The organism is Frankia sp. R43, assembly GCF_001306465.1.
GTDB classification, from domain to species: domain Bacteria; phylum Actinomycetota; class Actinomycetes; order Frankiales; family Frankiaceae; genus Parafrankia; species Parafrankia irregularis.
Genome location: NZ_LFCW01000005.1, coordinates 599,130 through 615,337, shown reverse-complemented (window position 1 = coordinate 615,337; position 16,208 = coordinate 599,130). Strand labels below are relative to the sequence as shown.

At 71.0% G+C, this 16,208-nt stretch carries 9 protein-coding genes, 2 tRNA genes, 1 other RNA gene and 1 pseudogene; 4 read left to right on the top strand and 9 right to left on the bottom strand.

Features of this window, described 5'->3' with window-relative positions; all coding sequences use genetic code 11:
- Window positions 1–519 precede the first annotated feature (519 nt).
- Window positions 520–1,107 carry a hypothetical protein gene (locus tag ACG83_RS23430; protein ID WP_054568345.1) on the top strand — a complete coding sequence of 196 codons (588 nt, stop codon included), beginning with the start codon at window positions 520–522 and terminating at the stop codon, window positions 1,105–1,107.
- A gap of 153 nt (window positions 1,108–1,260) precedes the next feature.
- Here the strand turns inward: ACG83_RS23430 and recR are convergent, their stop codons facing one another.
- The 4 genes from recR to ffs all read right to left on the bottom strand — a co-directional run bounded on the left by recR (window position 1,261) and on the right by ffs (window position 5,384).
- A complete protein-coding gene (recR, locus tag ACG83_RS23425) occupies window positions 1,261–1,860 on the bottom strand; it encodes a recombination mediator RecR (protein WP_054568344.1) in 600 nt (199 codons plus the stop codon).
- A gap of 13 nt (window positions 1,861–1,873) precedes the next feature.
- Window positions 1,874–2,320, bottom strand: coding sequence for a YbaB/EbfC family nucleoid-associated protein (locus tag ACG83_RS23420; protein WP_054568343.1), 447 nt, complete (start codon window positions 2,318–2,320; stop codon window positions 1,874–1,876).
- A gap of 61 nt (window positions 2,321–2,381) precedes the next feature.
- Complete coding sequence (locus ACG83_RS23415) at window positions 2,382–5,252, bottom strand: DNA polymerase III subunit gamma and tau (protein ID WP_054568342.1); 2,871 nt, start codon at window positions 5,250–5,252, stop codon at window positions 2,382–2,384.
- 36 nt (window positions 5,253–5,288) lie between these two features.
- An RNA gene (gene ffs, locus ACG83_RS41655) (signal recognition particle sRNA small type) lies at window positions 5,289–5,384 on the bottom strand.
- Window positions 5,385–5,500: 116 nt separating this feature from the next.
- Between ffs and ACG83_RS23410 the strand changes: the two genes are divergently transcribed.
- A tRNA-Ser gene (locus ACG83_RS23410) sits at window positions 5,501–5,585 on the top strand.
- A 61-nt stretch (window positions 5,586–5,646) separates the two neighbouring features.
- Here ACG83_RS23410 and ACG83_RS23405 read toward each other — a convergent pair.
- The 5 genes from ACG83_RS23405 to ACG83_RS23385 all read right to left on the bottom strand — a co-directional run bounded on the left by ACG83_RS23405 (window position 5,647) and on the right by ACG83_RS23385 (window position 14,881).
- Entirely contained in the window at window positions 5,647–6,450 is an 804-nt protein-coding gene (locus tag ACG83_RS23405; protein WP_235498120.1) for a site-specific integrase, read from the bottom strand.
- A gap of 485 nt (window positions 6,451–6,935) precedes the next feature.
- Window positions 6,936–8,060: a Wadjet anti-phage system protein JetD domain-containing protein gene (locus ACG83_RS23400; protein WP_054568341.1), complete on the bottom strand. Its 1,125-nt coding sequence runs from the start codon at window positions 8,058–8,060 to the stop codon at window positions 6,936–6,938.
- On the bottom strand, window positions 8,035–12,453 hold the full coding sequence (locus ACG83_RS23395) for a hypothetical protein (RefSeq protein WP_152991495.1): 4,419 nt from the start codon (window positions 12,451–12,453) through the stop codon (window positions 8,035–8,037). The genes ACG83_RS23400 and ACG83_RS23395 overlap by 26 nt, the downstream gene beginning before the upstream one ends.
- Before the next feature lie 86 nt (window positions 12,454–12,539).
- Complete coding sequence (locus ACG83_RS23390; protein WP_054568339.1) at window positions 12,540–13,361, bottom strand: hypothetical protein; 822 nt, start codon at window positions 13,359–13,361, stop codon at window positions 12,540–12,542.
- Complete coding sequence (locus ACG83_RS23385; protein ID WP_083473481.1) at window positions 13,358–14,881, bottom strand: hypothetical protein; 1,524 nt, start codon at window positions 14,879–14,881, stop codon at window positions 13,358–13,360. The genes ACG83_RS23390 and ACG83_RS23385 overlap by 4 nt, the downstream gene beginning before the upstream one ends.
- A 615-nt stretch (window positions 14,882–15,496) precedes the next feature.
- Between ACG83_RS23385 and ACG83_RS46880 the strand changes: the two are divergent.
- Window positions 15,497–15,763, top strand: a pseudogene (locus ACG83_RS46880) (transposase); the annotation flags it as partial.
- 262 nt (window positions 15,764–16,025) lie between these two features.
- Window positions 16,026–16,162 (top strand) — tRNA-OTHER (locus tag ACG83_RS44450).
- The last annotated feature ends 46 nt before the right edge of the window (window positions 16,163–16,208 follow it).

Here is a 16,208-nt window from a genome sequence, read left to right as displayed (position 1 = left end):
GGAGGATCGAGAGACGGTTACCGGCCTGGATTCCCCGGCATGGTTCCACCTTGTCCGCAGGTCGACGCGATGCCGCACCGGGGTCCGGTGTTCCGCGGAGCAACGGTCCCGGCCGGCGTCCATTCGTGTGCCGTTGTCATTGAATTGTGGTGACAGCAAGGTGTCGACGAGAAAGGTGTGCGCGAGGGACTCCGGACAGTCCGCATGCCGCGTAGCATCTGCATGCATAGTGCAGTGATTCGGTGTCGGAGGTCGCAGATTCGGCCGGCGTCGGGCCGAAGCTGGCGACGGCCTGTGATGCGTCGACCGTAAATGGCTGATCGTCCGGGCCGATGGTAGGGCGGGGGTTGGAAGGTGAGGCGTGGGCCGTCCGTCGCGGGTGCGGGTTCACTGGCACCCGCACGTGCAACAGCAGAGGTACGTGCACTGGCCTCTGCACCCCATACTACGGTCCGGGGTGTCGGGCACCGCGCGACCGTGCGGCCTGGCAGGGGCGTACCGCCCGGGCGTCCGTCCCGCATGCGCGTGAACACGAGTGCGACCGGTGCGCCGGAGGGCCCCGAGACGCCGGCCGGGGCGATCGTCTCCGTCGTCTGGCGCCTCGAAGGTGCCGGTCGGGTCGTCGGCGGGCTGCTGCCACGCGGGCATCCCGAAGGCGGCGTGCTCGGCAAACGGTTCGTGTGCGGCGAGCAGGTCTGGGCCGCCGAGATGCATCCCTGGGAGCAGGAGATCTCCGCGGAGGCCAGCCTCGTCGAACCCGGCCCGCCGGCCAGCCCGGCGCGCATAGTCGTGCACGGCCCCGGCGGGGACATCACCGGCTACCTGGACCAGCCCGACCTGCCATCCGGGCGGCTGGCACGGTTCACGACCGGGCTGCGCCGCGACGCTCGGCGGGTGCGGGTGCGGGTGGGGGGCCGGGTGTGGTGGGTCCGGGCGACGCACATGTTCGGTGTGCGGGTGACGCGGGACTCCGACGTTCTGGTCTACGCCACCCACGGTAGGCACGCCGAGTTCGGTGCGGGCGCCGACCAGCTGGATGTCAGCGTCGTCCTGCTGACCCTCGCCTCCATCCCCAGCTCGGCCTACGCGCCGATCCTGGGCTTCTGACGTCCACCGGCGGCCAGGCAGCAGAGATCAGGCACCTGACCGCGAACGCCCGGCCGCCCCGAACGCCCGGCCGCCCCGAACGCCCGGCCGCCCCGAACGCCCGGCCGCCCCGAACGCCCGGGCGCGCCGAGCGGTCACACGCGCGCCGGGCGGTCAGGCGTTGACGATCCGCCGGCCCTCGAAGGCACGGCCGAGGGTGACCTCGTCAGCCCATTCGAGGTCGCCGCCCATCGGCAGCCCGCTCGCCAGCCGGGTGACCGTGAGGCCCATCGGCGCGATCTGGCGCGCCAGATAGGACGCAGTCACCTCACCCTCGGTGTTCGGATCCGTCGCCAGGATGATCTCGGTGACAGCACCGTCCGCCAGCCGGGCGATCAGCTCCCGGATGTGCAGATCATCCGGGCCGACCCCGCCGATCGGATTGATCGCGCCGCCCAGAACGTGGTACCTGCCGCGGAACTCGCGGGTCCGCTCGATCGCGACGACGTCCTTCGACTCCTCGACGACGCAGATGGACGTCTGGTCGCGGCGCGGGTCCACACAGATCCGGCACAGCTCCGACTGGGCCACGTTGAAACAGGTCCGGCAGAACTGGACCTTCTCCTTGAGCTCGGTCAGCGCGCTCACCAGCCGACGGACGTCCGCCGGGTCGGCGGCGAGCAGATGGAACGCGATGCGCTGCGCGCTCTTCGGCCCGATACCGGGAAGCTGGCCCAGCTCGTCGATCACGTCCTGGACAACGCCTTCGTACATGGCTGCGGCAGACTCAGCCGAGGCCAGGGATGCCCAGGCCGCCCAGCGCGCCCCCACCCGGCAGCGCACCGGGTGCCGGGGCACCGCCACCGAGACCGGCCGCCCCGCCCAGCCCGCCGAGACCGCTCAGTGCTCCGCCGAGGCCACCGGTGGCCGCGTTCATCTTCTCCGCGGCGAGCCGGTGCGCGTTGGTCGTCGCGTCCCGCACGGCGGCGAGGACGAGATCCGCGAGGGTCTCGGGGTCGTCCGGATCCATCGCCGCGGGCTTGATCACAAGATCGACGAGCTCGCCGCCACCGTTCACGGTCGCGATGACGAGCTCACCGCCGGCCGAGCCCTCGACCCGGGTCTCGGCCAGCTCCTGCTGGGCAGCGAACAGGGCGGCCTGCATCCGCTGTGCCTGCTCGAGGATCTGCCCCAGGTTGGCGCCATTCCCGGCGGGGATCTGTGGGTTCGACATGACCGTGAGCCTACGTGCCGGGCGATGCCGATCCGACGTCCACCACCGCCGGACCGCCCGGTCAGCCCGACTGGTCGATGACCGTCGCGCCGAGGCTTGTGCGCAGCAGGGCCACCGCGGCCTCCTCGCTGCTCCTGGCATCCCCCGGATGGGTGGGTACGTCCTCGTCGTCGAGGGACGCCTCGTCCACCCCGGAGGTGTCGCCGACAGCCGCCGGCCCCGCGGTGGCCACCGAGGAGCCAGGCGATCGACCGGCCGCGGCGTGCCCGGCGCGGGCGGTCATCACCGCGGCGCGTGCGGCGGCGGCCCCGCTCTGAGGCCGGCCTCCGCCGGTCGCCGGTGGGATGGCACCACCCGGCTGAGCCGGATCCTGCCGCGGAACCGATCCGGCCGGTGGCGACGCGAGCGCTGTGCCAGGGCCGGGCCCGGGTCCGGGCGTGGTGCCGGGTCCGAATGTGGTGCCTGGGCCGGGCGCCACGCCAGGGCCGGGTGCGCCGCCGCCGTGACCGGCTACGACGTCGTGGCCGGGTGCGGTGCCGGGGCGCACGGCCGGCGGGGGCCCACCTGAACCGTTGCCGGTGAACGGATCGGCCGGCGGGTACGCGCCGAACGCTCCGGGCGGCCCGGCCGCCGCGGACCCGAGCACGGCTGCCCCGGCGCCGCCAGGCCCGACGCCACTGGACATCTGCGGCGAGGTGCTGACAGCAGGGGGCGCTGTGGCAACGGCTGACGCGACCGCCGCCACCGGCGCCACCTGCGACCCGAAGGAGCCACCGGCCGGCGCGGCAGGTGCCCCGGGAGCCGACCAGCCGTCGCTCGAAGGCCCGCCTGCACCCGGAACACCCGGAACGCCCTGCCGCTGCCCAGGGCCGCTGTCGTGGGGGACGCCCGGGCCGCCGGGCATGCCTGGCCCCGCCATGCCGTTGACGGCCCCGCTGCCCGGGTACGCGTCTGCGCCACCATAGGCCGCGGACGCGACCCGCGGACCAGACCCACCGGAGACGCCGGAGCCGGCATACGGACCTGGCCCGGCGGGCGCGGGAGACCCGCCGTACGCGCCCGGTGGCACCGGGCTGAACCCGGCCGGGGGCGCGCCGCCACCGGGCTGCCCGGCTCCGCCCGACCCGCCGGTGCCCCGAGGAGCCTGGGGGCGACCACCCGACGGGCCGGGACCACCGCCTCCGATGGTGACCCGCCACGTTCCACCGAACCGGTCGGTGAGCGCGGAGGCCAGGATCTCGGCGTTGTTCCCCTGGCCGAACATCTTCCCCATCGCCGGTGCGGAGAAGGAGAGCACGACCTCGTCCCCGCGGACCTCGACGACCGAGGCGTAGTCCTTCAGGATCGCGTGGGTCCGGCGGCTGCGGCGCCCGGCGAACGCGAGCACCTCATCCCAGACGGCGGTCAGCCCCGCGGCGTCAAGGCCGCCGGAGCCGGAGCCGGAGCCCGGAGACGACGCCGTCGCTGCCGGGTACGCGTGCGCGGGCGCTGCCGCGTGCGCGGGCGCTGCGGGGTAGGCAGGCGTGGCCGGGGGCGCGGGGGGCCCTGGGCGTGCGGGCGCCGCCGGGTACGCGGGGCCTGCTGGAGCCGCGACCACGGGCGCGGGTGGGTAGGCGGGTGCCGGCCCTGAGGCCGGAGGCCCGGTGACTGCACCTGCGGGGCCCTGGGCGGTGGCTACTGCTGCTGGCGAGGGCGGGCCGGCGTGCGGCGGTGCCTCCATGTGGGCGTTCGCGGCGGGGGCCGCCGGGCCCGCGAGCGGAGCCGCTCCGAGCGCCGGCGCCGGCCGGCGTTCCAGCCGCTCGAGCCGGACGGCGAGCGCGGCCGGGTCCGCGGAGGCGCTGGGGAGAAGGGCGCGCGCGAGGATCAGTTCCAGCAGCAGCCGGGGGCTCGCCGTCCCGCGCATCTCGACCAGGCCGGAATGCAGGACGTCCGCCGTGCGGGAGAGCTCCGCCGGCCCGACGCGGCCGGCCTGGGCCCGCATCCGGTCGACCTGGTCGCTGGAGAACGACTCCAGCAGGCCGCGCTCCACCGCGTCGGGCACCGCGGCGACCACGATGAGATCACGGAGCCGGTCGAGCAGGTCGGTCGCGAACCGGCGCGGGTCGTGGCCGGACGAGACCACACGATCGACCACGGTGAACAGTGCCGCGCCGTCGCGCCCGGCGAGGGCGTCCATGGTCTCGTCGAGCAGGACGCCGTCCGTCATGCCCAGCAGCGCCACAGCGCGGTCGTAGCTGAGCCCGCCCTCACCGGCACCGGCGAGGAGCTGGTCGAGGACGGAGAGCGAGTCCCGGACGGAGCCGGCACCCGCACGGACCACCAGCGGGAACACCGCCGGGTCGACGACGACTCCCTCCTGCTGGCAGATCGACTCCAGGTGCCCGCGCAGGACACCAGGAGGCACCAGCCGGAAGGAGTAGTGGTGCGTCCGGGACCGGATGGTGGCGATCACCTTGTCCGGCTCGGTGGTGGCGAAGACGAACTTCAGGTACGGGGGCGGCTCCTCGACCACCTTCAGCAGCGCGTTGAACGCCGCCGCCGTGACCATGTGCGCCTCGTCGACGACGAACACCTTGAACCGGGCGGACGCAGGGGCGAAGAACGCGCGTTCACGCAGGTCACGGGCATCATCGACAAGACCGTGCGAGGCGGCGTCGATCTCCGTGACGTCCATCGACGAGCCGGTACGGATGGAGACGCACTGGTCGCAGACCCCGCAGGGCTCCGGTGTCGGGCCCTTCTCACAGTTCAGCGAGGCGGCCAGGATCCGGGCCGACGACGTCTTCCCGCACCCGCGGGGGCCGCTGAACAGGTAGGCGTGGTGTAGCCGCCCACTGCGCAACGCGTGACCAAGCGCGTCGGTGACGTGCTCCTGGCCCACCACCTGGCCGAACGTCGCAGGGCGGTACCTGTTGTACAGCGCAGTGCTCACTCGTGTGCTCCGGATGCTCGCGATGCTCGCCCGAACGAGGAGGACCCCTCGCACACCCGCCAGAGCCCGCTTACCCTTGCTGCCTTCCGGCCCTGGGGGGGTTCACGGGGTAACGCCGCACGAGGGGTCTGCTGTGCAGTCTAGCCGTCTGCCAGCGATCATGAGCGCGGGGGGCCGGTGGCCGGCTGTGAGCCCGTTCGCGCACCCCGTCGCCCCACAACGCCGCGCCGTCAGATAGGCTCCCCCACGGAGGATTCGCCTAGTGGCCTAGGGCGCACGCTTGGAAAGCGTGTTGGGGGCAACCCCTCGAGAGTTCGAATCTCTCATCCTCCGCACCCGCCCACCAGGGCCGACGTCGTTACAGGATTGCAGTTTGGGTTTGCAGTTGCCATGATCAGGCGGCGGGAGGCTGCTGGTCCGGGCGGGTCCAGAGCAGTCCGCCGACTTTGGCGGCTGTGTCCTTGAGGACGCGGTTGGTCAGGTGTTGGTAGCGGCGGCGCATGCGGGCGGACTGGCCGGGTTCCCAGCCCATGATCGCGTCCACGACGGTGTCGGGGACGCCGAGGATGAGCAGGATGGTGCCCGCGGTGTGGCGGGCATCGTGCAGACGCCCGTCGCGGAGGCCGGCGGCCTCCAGCAGCTCTTTCCACTTGTGGTGGTCGGTGTTGGGGTTGAGCGGCTCGCCGGTCGGTGAGGTGAAGACGTATCCCTTCTCCACCCACAGGTCGCGGGCGAGACTGCGTTCACGGTCCTGCTCGTCCCGGTGCTGTGCGAGGAGCTTCATCAGCTCGTCGGGAACGCCGATGGGGCGCCGCCCGGCGCGGGACTTGGTGTCCTTGGTCTCGCGGCGGGTGTTGACCTTCTGGGGGCAGTATCCGGGCTTGCGACCGCACGTGTCGCCGCAGCCGTGCTGGTACCGGGGTCGCAGCCGTCCCCGGTGGACGACGAGTACCCCAAGGTCGAAGTCGACGTCCGTCCACTTGAGCCCGAGCACCTCGCCCTGCCGGAGGCCCAAGGCCAGGGCGATGACCCACCGCGCCGCGTTCCGCTGCCGGTTGGCCACCTCCAGCAGGAGCTGAACCTCCTCGATCGTGTAGGGCACGACCTCTGCCTCGACCAGGCGTGGAGGCTTGGCGATGGTGGCCGGGTTCTCGGTCAGGTGGCGGCGGCGCCTGGCCTCGTTGAGGGCGGCGCGCACGGTCCGGTGAACCTGGTGGGCGGTTCCGGCGTGACGCTCACCCCGACGGCCGGTCGCTGGCTGCGGATGAGCGGCGAGGCCTACCGGCTGGAGGAGCTGACCGGTCTGCCGGTGACGTCCTGTGTTGCAAGGCACCAGCTGCCTGGGCGGCGGGTCACTCGCCCGGCAGGTGGCCCTGGTGGGAACAGGCAACGCCGAGGCGCCTGTCTCGCTGCCGTCCGCGATGGAGACGCGGAGATCGGCCCGTAGCACGGTGCCGTCCTGGCCGTCTTCCCTGTGGCAGGTCAGTGCCGGTCCAAGGCGTGGCTTCCTCAGCGACGCCTTGGCAGGTGTCTTGGACCCAGGCGCTGACGTGCACGACGGGCTGCTGGTCGGGGCCTGGCTCAGGTTCGTCCTGTACTGCTGCGTGGACAGGTGCTGGTGCCGCTCCCGTTCCCCCTGGGTCCTGTTTGTCAAGTCGTCCGCCCCGGATCAGGTCGTCCATGTCAGCGCACGTCGTCGTGCCAGTCGCAGTTCTGGCGCAGGTAGCGGTAGGTCACCCATTCCTGTGCCAGGCGCTGTCCCTCCAGCAGCAGTTGGCGCCCGCTCTCCTGGCATGGCGCCGGGAGCCACTGGGCCAGCTCGCCGGCGGTTGCGGCGCTGATGGACGCTTCCTTGGCCGTGGCAGGGCGGGGGCGTCCCAGCAACTGGAGCGCCCGATAGAGGTGCTCGGCCGGCTGGACCGGGGGAAGCCCGAGCTCCGCTGCGGTGTCGCAGGCCCGCAAGGGGATTCGCAGGCCGCTGGTGTCCAGATCGCCGAAGTACCGGATCTGCGTAATGCGGTGCTTGGCCTTGATCGCGCGGATCGACGCCCGGAAGGTACCGCCCAGGCCCCAGGCCACATACCCCAGGCGGTGATCACTGGGGAGGCTTTCCACCAGGGACCACCAGGTGGTGGCGTTCTCCACCACGAACAGCACATCACCGGTCCCGACGCGGCAGTAGCGTCCGTCCTCATCCTCCAGCGGGAACGTCTCGGTGATCAACGGTGGGGGTGGCCTGAAGGCGTGCAGCAGTTGGTCGAGCCGGCCCTGGTCCGAGAACAGCGGCCCGGACTTGAGGTCGTCGAGAGTCTTCTCCGGCATGAGGAAGTCCTCCGCGCTGCCGAACGTCCCGAAGATCTCCAGGGCGCGCTCCCGCAACGGGATCCGGAACAGGTCCGGTCCGCTCTTGAGCCACCGGTCGATCACCGCGTAGGCGGGCCGTTGCTTCACGGTCGCTGTGGCCCACTCCTCGGCAAGCCAGGTCAGGGCGGGATGCCATCTGGGCATGGGCGGCACTGCCGGTGGCTGCGCCTGCGGCAGGAGCCGGACCTTGACGGGCAGGGAGACCTTGTCCGGTGTTCGTCGCTGGACCTGCCGGATCAGGCCGGCGCTGTCCAGCGCGTTCAACAGGCTGGCCAAGACCGCGGGTTCGAACGCCCCGGCCACGTTGCGGTGCGGCACCCGGCGGAAGACCTCCCACACGGCGTCAAGGGGGATGAAGGCATCCTTGTAGGGGCTGCGGCCGTGCGCCGCGGCCCACTCCCGAAGTCCTGCGATCAGTTCACTCTCGCGGCGTGGCAGTGCCATCGTTCCCCTCGGGGCCTTCGTGCGGCGGTTCCTCACGGCGGAAGATTCTGGCACTGTCGATCTGCCCGGTGCCGTCCTCAGGCGCCAGCGCATCCAGGTGCCGACGGATCATGTCGTCGACGACCAGGTACTTGCGGGCTGCCCGCAGGTCGGCGTCGTTGCGCAGCCGGACGATCAGCGGGAACTTCCCCAGCGCCTTCTCGTCGTACAGGCCGGTGGTGTACACGAGCTGCACACCCAGCGCCTGCGCGACCTCGCGCTGCAGGTCCAGCAGGTAGTCGGCGTTTGCCCGGCCGATCGGATTGTCCAAGAACAGCACCCCTGCGTGGCGCGAGCGCTCGCGGCCCTGCTGGTTGGCCCGAAGCGCCGCCATCGTGCAGTACAGCAGGATCGCCGCCGTCAGCTGCTGCCCCCCGGAGAAGACGTCCTTGACCTTCGACACCCGCACCTGTTCCGCGCGAAGGACCGTGTCCGGCTTGAGTACCTGGACTTTGAACCCGCCGGGTACAGCGGTGTGCACGGCGCGCAGCAGCAGCGACAGGCCATCGCGTGCCACCTTGCGGCCGTCAGTGGTGCGACCTGCCGCGGCCTCTTCGGCGAGCTCGCCCAGGCGTGGCAGGAGCAGTTCGTCGGGCTGCGGTTGGAAGGAGAAGTGGATGAACTCCTGCCCCGCCCAGTCGCCGAGGGTTCGTGGCAGCCGGGATAGCCGCTGGGCCAAACGCAGCAAGGACAGGGCCTTGTCGCTCTCGCCCTTGAGATGGTCGACGATGGTCTGCCGGTGCAGGTCCACCTCGTGGATCTCGTCGGCCAGGTTCCTTTTCCGCGGCTGGAGCGCGGCAAGCCAGTCCGCCGCGTGCTCGGCTGTCTTCTCGGGCGACAGGTTCGTGATCTGCTGGCGCACCGGGATGCTCAGTCCCGCGTATCGTTCGGCGGCGGCGTGCTGCTTGATCTTCTCCGTCGCGCTGCGCAGCACCTTCTCGGTGCGGCTCAGTTCCTTCTTCCCTTCCTCGGCCGCACCGCGCAGACGTCCATAGTCACTCCAGCCGGTCTTACCGTCGCCGGCATAGGGGGCGGCGTCCGGTTCCGCTGCCGTATCCGCCAACGCCTGTGCGAGATTTGCGAAGGCCCCCGCCGCGTCCTTGGCCTGCGCCGCCTCCTGTGCCACGGCGCTCTGCTGTTCGCCGATCCCGGTCTGTGCTGCCTGCGCCGCGGCGTGCTCCGTCTCCGCTGCCGCCACCGACTGAAGGCAGCCCTCGATCGTGTCCGGCAGGCCAGCGGCCGGCATGGTGGCGGTGCCGTCAGCGGTCAGCTCATGGAACTCCCTGTGCCGCTCGCTCAGGGCGTTTTCGTGCTTGCCCTGCTCCAGTACGGCCTGTGTGATCGCGGCTTCAGCTGCCTCCAGCGTCCGGTCCGCTCGCTCCTGCGCCTCGGCGCGGCTGCGCTCGTCCAGCGATTCGGGCGTTTGCAGCAGACGGCACGCTGTGGCCCGGTCCGTCTCGTCCAGCGCCGAGTATTCTGCCGCCGCCTCCGCGGCCCTCGCCTCGGCCTGGGCGAGCCGTTCGCGCAGCTTGCCCGGGACATCCGCGTTGTTGAAGTTGGCCTCGGCTTTCTCGTAAGCGTCCCGCAGCACCGGCACCGGGTCGCTCGGCGGTTCGGCGTCCAGTCGCATGTCGTTGGCTCCGGGCAGCGCAGCCCACTCCCGGCCGGCCGCGGCGGCGGCTCGGCGCTGCTCATCGCCGGCAGCGCGGTGGCCCTCGGCGAGACGGCGGTGCTCATCCGCGGTGGCTTCGGCCTCGTCAGCCTGCTTCTGCCATGCGCCCTGCTGTGTTTCGGCGGCCGCAGCCTGCTGGAGCCACGACGGTATCTGCGTCAGCCGCTCACTGAGCTCGGTCAGCCGCCGGCTCACCTTCTGCCAGTGGTCGAAATCCTTCTGGGCATCGTGCAGTTCGTCGCGGATACCGTCCCGGCGCGCCACCAGCGCGTTCATGATCAGCTGTTGTTCGGCGGCGTCCTTCTCCGCCTCCTCCAAGACCGTTCCCGCGGTCGTCAACGCCTCCTGCAGGCCGGCCAGGGCGCCCTCGGGGTAGTCCTGGCGCCACTGGCTGATCTGTTGCCGCAGTTGGCCGTCGTGCCGATGAGCAAAGTCCAACTGCTTCAGGCGTTCCTCCGAGCGGGCCCAGCGCTCCTCGATGACCTTCTGTTCGGTCTGGGCGGCCTTCTCCTGGTAGAGCGCGACGTTGAACGGCAGCGTGAACCAGGGCTCTCGGGTCGGGGCGTCCGCCGATTCCAGCAGTCCCGCGACCGCGCCCACGGTGACGTAGTAGGCCGTCGGTGCCGCCCGCCCGAGGATCTCCCGGGCGCGCTCCAGGTCGTCTGGCGAGTTCAGCAGCACGCCGCTGATCAGATGCGGGGCGCGCGCGAGCATCTCCTCGCGCTGCTGGAGGGGAAACTCCGTGAGGTACTCCCAGCCCGGCCAGGCGTCGATGCGGGGCTCGGACTGCTCCAGGAGCCGGCAGGCATCCCGCACGACCTCGGGTGGGGGCAGCATGCGGCCGTCGGCCAAGGCCAGCCGGGCGAACTCGTCACGGGCCTGCTCGATCTGCACGGCGACCCGCTCACGTTCCGTTTCTGCGATCGTCGTCTCCAGGCGGTCCAGCAGAGCGTGCGCGTCCAGGTCCAGGCGCACCTCGGTGCCCAGCAGATCAGTGAGCCTTGGTGTGGCCTCGATCGCCCGGGCGCGGGAGCGGGCCGTGTCCAGGGCCCGCTGCGCCTGCGTGCGGCGGCCGCGTGCGGCCTCCTCCTCGCGGATCGCCGCGGACAAGGTCTCCTGGACAGCGATCTGACGTTGGTCGAGGCCCTCCCGCTCCAACTCCAGTGCCTTGATCTGCTCTGACGCCAGGTCGACGGCGCGTCGGGCATCCGCCGCAGCGGCGGGAACAAGATCAGTGGCGGGTGCCAGCCCTGCTGCGACAGCCTCCTCGGCGTCGGTCCGTGCCGCAGCGACCTGTTCCAGCAGGCCGCTGGCTTTCGCCTCGGCCTGGCCTGCCTTCTTCAGCGCGGCCTCCCGCTCGCCTCGTGCCTGTTTCTCGGCCGCCGCCTCCACGCCTGCTTGTTCGAATTCCTTCTCCTGTGCACTCGCCGCCGCTTGCCTGAGCGCCAGCAACCCCTGGGCGAAGGCCCCAGCGGCCCGTTCACGTGCTGCGAGCGCAGGCGCGGCCGCCAGCTCACCCTTCTTGACCAGCAACGCCAGCGACCGGAGCGCGTTCGACCGGGTCAGATGCCGCTCCACGGCAGCGGTTGCTCTCCAGCCGTCCGCCACGGTCTTGGCCTCCCGCTGGCGGCGGGAGGCCTCCTCTGCGTCAGCCTTGGCCCGCTCGACCTGTAACTGAGCGAGCCTCTCCCGCCGGCCCGCGACCGTCGCCGCCCAGCGACGCGTCAGCCTTGATGCACGCTTGAACTCACCTGCCAGGCCCTCCAACTGCCTGTCAAGCATCGACACGCGGTCCTGGTCATCGCGGACGCGGGCCTTGACCTGCCCGTGGAAGGCCGCCAGCTCCGTACCGGCCCGCTGAACCTGCCCCTGGGCCTCGTGCACCGCGTCTGCCGCGTCGATCAGCGGCTCGAGCAGCACCATGGCTTGTTCCACGAACGCCAGCTCAAGCGCCAGGTCCTTGCGCCCGGCGAGCTTGTGGGCGTACTTGGAGACCAGGGCAGCCAGATCGTTCAGGCCCTGGTGGTCGAACACGGCCTCGAGGAGGAAGTCGACGAAGCCCCCGTCGGATTCGAGGGCGAACGCGTGGACAGCCTCTCCCTCGTCCCTGTTCATCGCCCGCTGGTAGCGAAACAGCTCGGGGTCCAGCCCGAGCTGGCCCAGCAGCTCGGTCCAGTCGCCCTGGGACTTGGGCCAGTTCACCGCCAGCCGCTGGTCCTGCGCATACAGCTCGTTTACACGGTCGCGGTACGTCGGCAAGGCCACGTATTGGCCTTCCTCGACGACGGGAAGCGTGTCCAGGCCGAGGGTCTCGGTGGGGAAGAACGCGTACCACCGCTCGATGAGGTTCTCGGCAACCGTCGAGACGACCTGGTCCTTCCAGTACAGCGCTTTGGCGGTGACCAGTAGCTTTCCCGTGATGGCGTGCATCCACTCCAACGCGATGTGGGACACGTCCTTCGCCAGGACGTAGTCCTCCAGCAGCCGCGGATCCGGTGCGTCCTTCACGCGCTGCCGGCCCGGCAGGAGGACCGAGAAGGCCAGTTTCAGCAGGACCGACTTGCCGCCCCCGTTCTCCAGGAAGACCACGCTCGCCGGCGACGGACGCAGCCCCTGGGCCCCGGCCCCGAACAGGTCTCCCTGAGCGGCGACGACCGGCTGCCCGGCGCCGGAGAAGTCCAAGATCACGTCCTGGAAGCGGGCGCCGGCCGGCCCGGCCGAGCACACGCGAATGCGGGACAGTTCGTACATGGTGGTCTGCTTCCCGCTCAGTAGAGGGTGTCGTCGTCGCCGGTCACCCGAAGGGACGCGGTGGTGTCTGTGGGCGGCACGACGCCCAGGAGCAGCAGTTCCTGGTAAGCGTCGACCGCCGCGAGCTCGCGGACCTGCAGCTGATAGCGGCCCGTCGTGCGGTAGACCTTCACCATCAGCTCCGCGTTCTCGCCCTCGTTGAGCAATCCCTGGTCGACCAGGTACCGCAGGGCCTTGCCGACGATCGCCTCCGAGGTCGTCGGCACCACCTGCCCGCTGCTCGTCTCACCGGCCTCCGACCGGCGCGCATAGACCCGCCACGCGCGCTCCAACTCCGGTGTCTCAACCGGCGCGTCGCCGCTCTCCGGCCCGGCGGCCAACCGTTCGGCCAGCTCCTGACACGTGTGGCGCACCTGCTTGTCGACCGTGGCGGCCGTCACCGCCCCCACATAGCTGTCCTCGGCCAGGTCCTGGGGACGCGGGAAGCACAGCGCCGCGATCGCCAGGTGCGCGATCCCGTGCAGGACCCGCTCCGCTTCACGCTGGTGGCCCTGCCGCGCCTGCCGCGCGTAGCCCTCCAGCCGGGTCTCGAACACCGACCCGGGAACCGGGACGATCACCGAGCCCGCCCGCATCGTGACGCCCAGGACGTTCAGCCCCAGCCCGGTCGCGCTGCGCCGCACCAGGTCCTCGAACGCGGGCTCCTCGTCGAAGCGCCGCACCAACGCGGCGTAATCCCGGTCGCGGTGCGGGAGCACCCGCGGCCGGAACGCGTACCCGATCAGCCGTGCCGCCGCCTCGGCGTCATCCCCTGCGTACCCGCCCACTGCGGTGGTCACTTCCCGGGTCCCCCATCCCTCGTCTGGTTCGTTCCGCCCACGGTGTCCGGGAGCACCTGCGCCGTGGTCAGCCACAGGTCGTCCCCGTGAAAGCCGGCGCTGTCCAAGACGGTGTCCGCCCGGACGGCCAACCGCACGTGCTCGTCCCCGCGACGCTGGGCGGCGCCGGCGTCGGGGTTGTAGGCGTACACGGCAAGCAACGCGACGAGAGCGGGCAGGTCCGCGTCGAGCTGTGCCGCCTCCTGGAGCAGGCTCGACAGTGAGCGCACGCTCCCGGGCAGGCGCAGCAGTTGCTCGGCCATCTCACACTGCTCGCTGGTGAACCGAGCGGCGTCCTCCAGCGGCTCCACCTGCGGATCCTCCACCGGCCCGGCGAACCGGGCCGGCTGCGGCGCCGGACGCAGCAACGCGGGCACGAGCGTGGCCAGGCGCGGAATGTTCTGCGTCCCGGGCCCGGTTGCCCGGGCGAAGAAGCAGTCCACCGGTACGACCGCGTCCGCGACGGTGAGGCCCAGTGCGGGACGCAGCAGTTGCCCGAATAGATCGAACGTCGACCGCTGCGGCTTCAAGGAGAACTGCTGGCGGTCCTGCTCCGCGCGGAACACCTCCCGCGCCTCCAGCAGGCGCTGCTGTAGGCGGGTGTGTCGGCGGATGCAGTCCTCGACGATGACGACGAGCTCGGCGGCTTGCCGCTTACGGACCAGGTTCTGGGCCTCGTCCCGGGCCTCGGCCATGTTCTTGGCGATCGCCCGCTCCGCCCGCACCCGCTCCTGGACGTGCGCCAATGCCTCGGTCAGCAGGTCTGGGACCTTCTCCAGCCAGTCGACCGACGCGATGTTGCGCCGGGTCGCCTCCAACTGGACGTGGATCAACTCCCCGTACTGGATGGTCCGGATCCTTGCCTGCTCCGCCACCTGCTTCGCGTCCGCGAGCCGCCCCCGCCTGATCAGGTTGGCGAGTTTGACCTCCGCGGCCTCCTGGGCGGACTCCACGTCCGTGTCCAAAGCGCCGACCAGGACGTTCAACGCCTCATGTGAGGCGTGCAGGTACAGCACGCCGGCGCTGTCGCGGCGCTCCACGATCAGCTTGAAGGGGAACGTCAGCACCCGGTAGACGCCGTCCGCGTCCACCGCGCCGTAGGGTCGGTGGAACGCCTTCTCGACGTCGCCGTGATTGATCAGGCTGTCCAGGACCCACCGTGCCACCCGGGCGTGCTCTTCCTGCGTGCGGTTGGGCGCCTGGCGGGCGACGAACCGCTGAACCCGGTCAAGGACGTGGCGGCGGCTGGCTCCGGTGTCGAAGTCCATCGCGATGGCGACCTGGTCGATGGTGTGCAGGCCTATCTCCGCCATCTGGTAGACCTTGGCGTCGGCCCATTCCACCTTGCCTTTGTTCGCGTCCAGGTCGTGCAGGGGCGCCGTGCACGCCAGCGCCTTCGCCCGGCGGATCAAGCCCTCGTCGTGCAGCAGCCCCTCTTCCACCCCGACCGCATCGGCGTGCGCCGGATCCTCGAACCCCACGTGCGTCCCCCTTGTCCCACACCTTGGCCGGGGCTCGCGCGCACGTACGTCGGCGCTCGCGAACCGGCACCCCGCCGCTGCCCAAAGAGCGTGCCCGCGCCGACCCGCCGCCGGTCGGCATATGCCCAAACTCGCCGCTGTCTGCGCTGTCTGCGCTGTCTGCCGCTACATTGCGCGGCCGGCGCTGATCTGAGAAGCCGTTTTCATACCGATTTTGGTGGACGTGGGTTCGACTGGAGCAGCTCGGCCGGGTGGTCTTGCCGCTTGGCGGGCATGAAGACAGGGCCTCTGGTGCAGCTCGGGCTTGTCGAGACCTTGAGCGCGCATGGAGACCCTGTTGTCGCAGTTGTACGTCCTCGCGCCGGTCGGCTTCCGCTGTCCGGGAGTGTGATTGTCTCGCCCACCGGTTCTGGAATGCCGGGGACCGGCCGCACAGGCGTCCGAGGTATCCCTCGGACATGACCGATGCGGAGTGAGCTGTCGTGCGCGAGGCGATGCCCGTGCCCGCCTGACTGGAGGGGAGGGGCGGGCAGCCGGAGGGCTACTGCCAACGGCACCTGGTCGACGCGGTGCGCTACCTAGTCGCGGTCGGCACCGATGCCGACCGTGAGCTGGGGCTTCGACGGCGGGAAGAAGGTCAACGGCCGCAAGCGGCACATCGTCGTGGACACCCTCGGACTGCTGCTGACGGTACTGGGCACCGCGGCCTGCATCACCGACCGCGACGCCGGAACGACGATGCTGGAGCGGCTGCGTCAGCGGCACTGGCGTATCACGCTGGTGTGGGCCGACAGTGTCTATCCCGACCGGTCGGCGGTGCCCGGCAAGCTCTGGCGCGTGCTGTTCAGCAAGGCAATCAACGACACCGGCGTCCTACTGTAGCTCGACCGGATCGGCTGGTCAGCGGTCGCCCGGAGCTGACGCGTCCCGTGCCACGGGTCGCACAGGCCGTTGGGGGCGGGGTCCGGAGGAGCCCCCGCCGGGTAACCGCGCGGCTGGAAGCCACGCGCACAGGCGGGAGGGCAATCCACCGTGCCCCGATGCAGGGGACGCGGCACTGCCGGATCGGCCGAAAGGCCGATGACGGGAGGGATTCACCGGGTGAGGGAGGGTTGCAGTTTGAGTTGCATTCAGCTCTGTTCGCGGGGGTTCAGCTCGGCCAGCTGGCACGGTTCCACTGCAGTTCAGGACGGTGGCGAACCTTCCCGGACCCCCAGACGAACAGTTGGAAAGCGTGTTGGGGGCAACCCCTCGAGAGTTCGAATCTCTCATCCTCCGCCAGCCTGTCTGCCGGGCGTGACGTTGGCTAGGCCCACAGATGGGTGCT

Bases quoted from the DNA above. Each gene is read 5' to 3' on its own strand.
- ACG83_RS23430 (WP_054568345.1), top strand. From the start codon at position 520: ATGCGCGTGAACACGAGTGCGACCGGTGCGCCGGAGGGCCCCGAGACG.
- recR (WP_054568344.1), bottom strand. From the start codon at position 1,860: ATGTACGAAGGCGTTGTCCAGGACGTGATCGACGAGCTGGGCCAGCTT.
- ACG83_RS23420 (WP_054568343.1), bottom strand. From the start codon at position 2,320: ATGTCGAACCCACAGATCCCCGCCGGGAATGGCGCCAACCTGGGGCAG.
- ACG83_RS23400 (WP_054568341.1), bottom strand. From the start codon at position 8,060: ATGGCACTGCCACGCCGCGAGAGTGAACTGATCGCAGGACTTCGGGAG.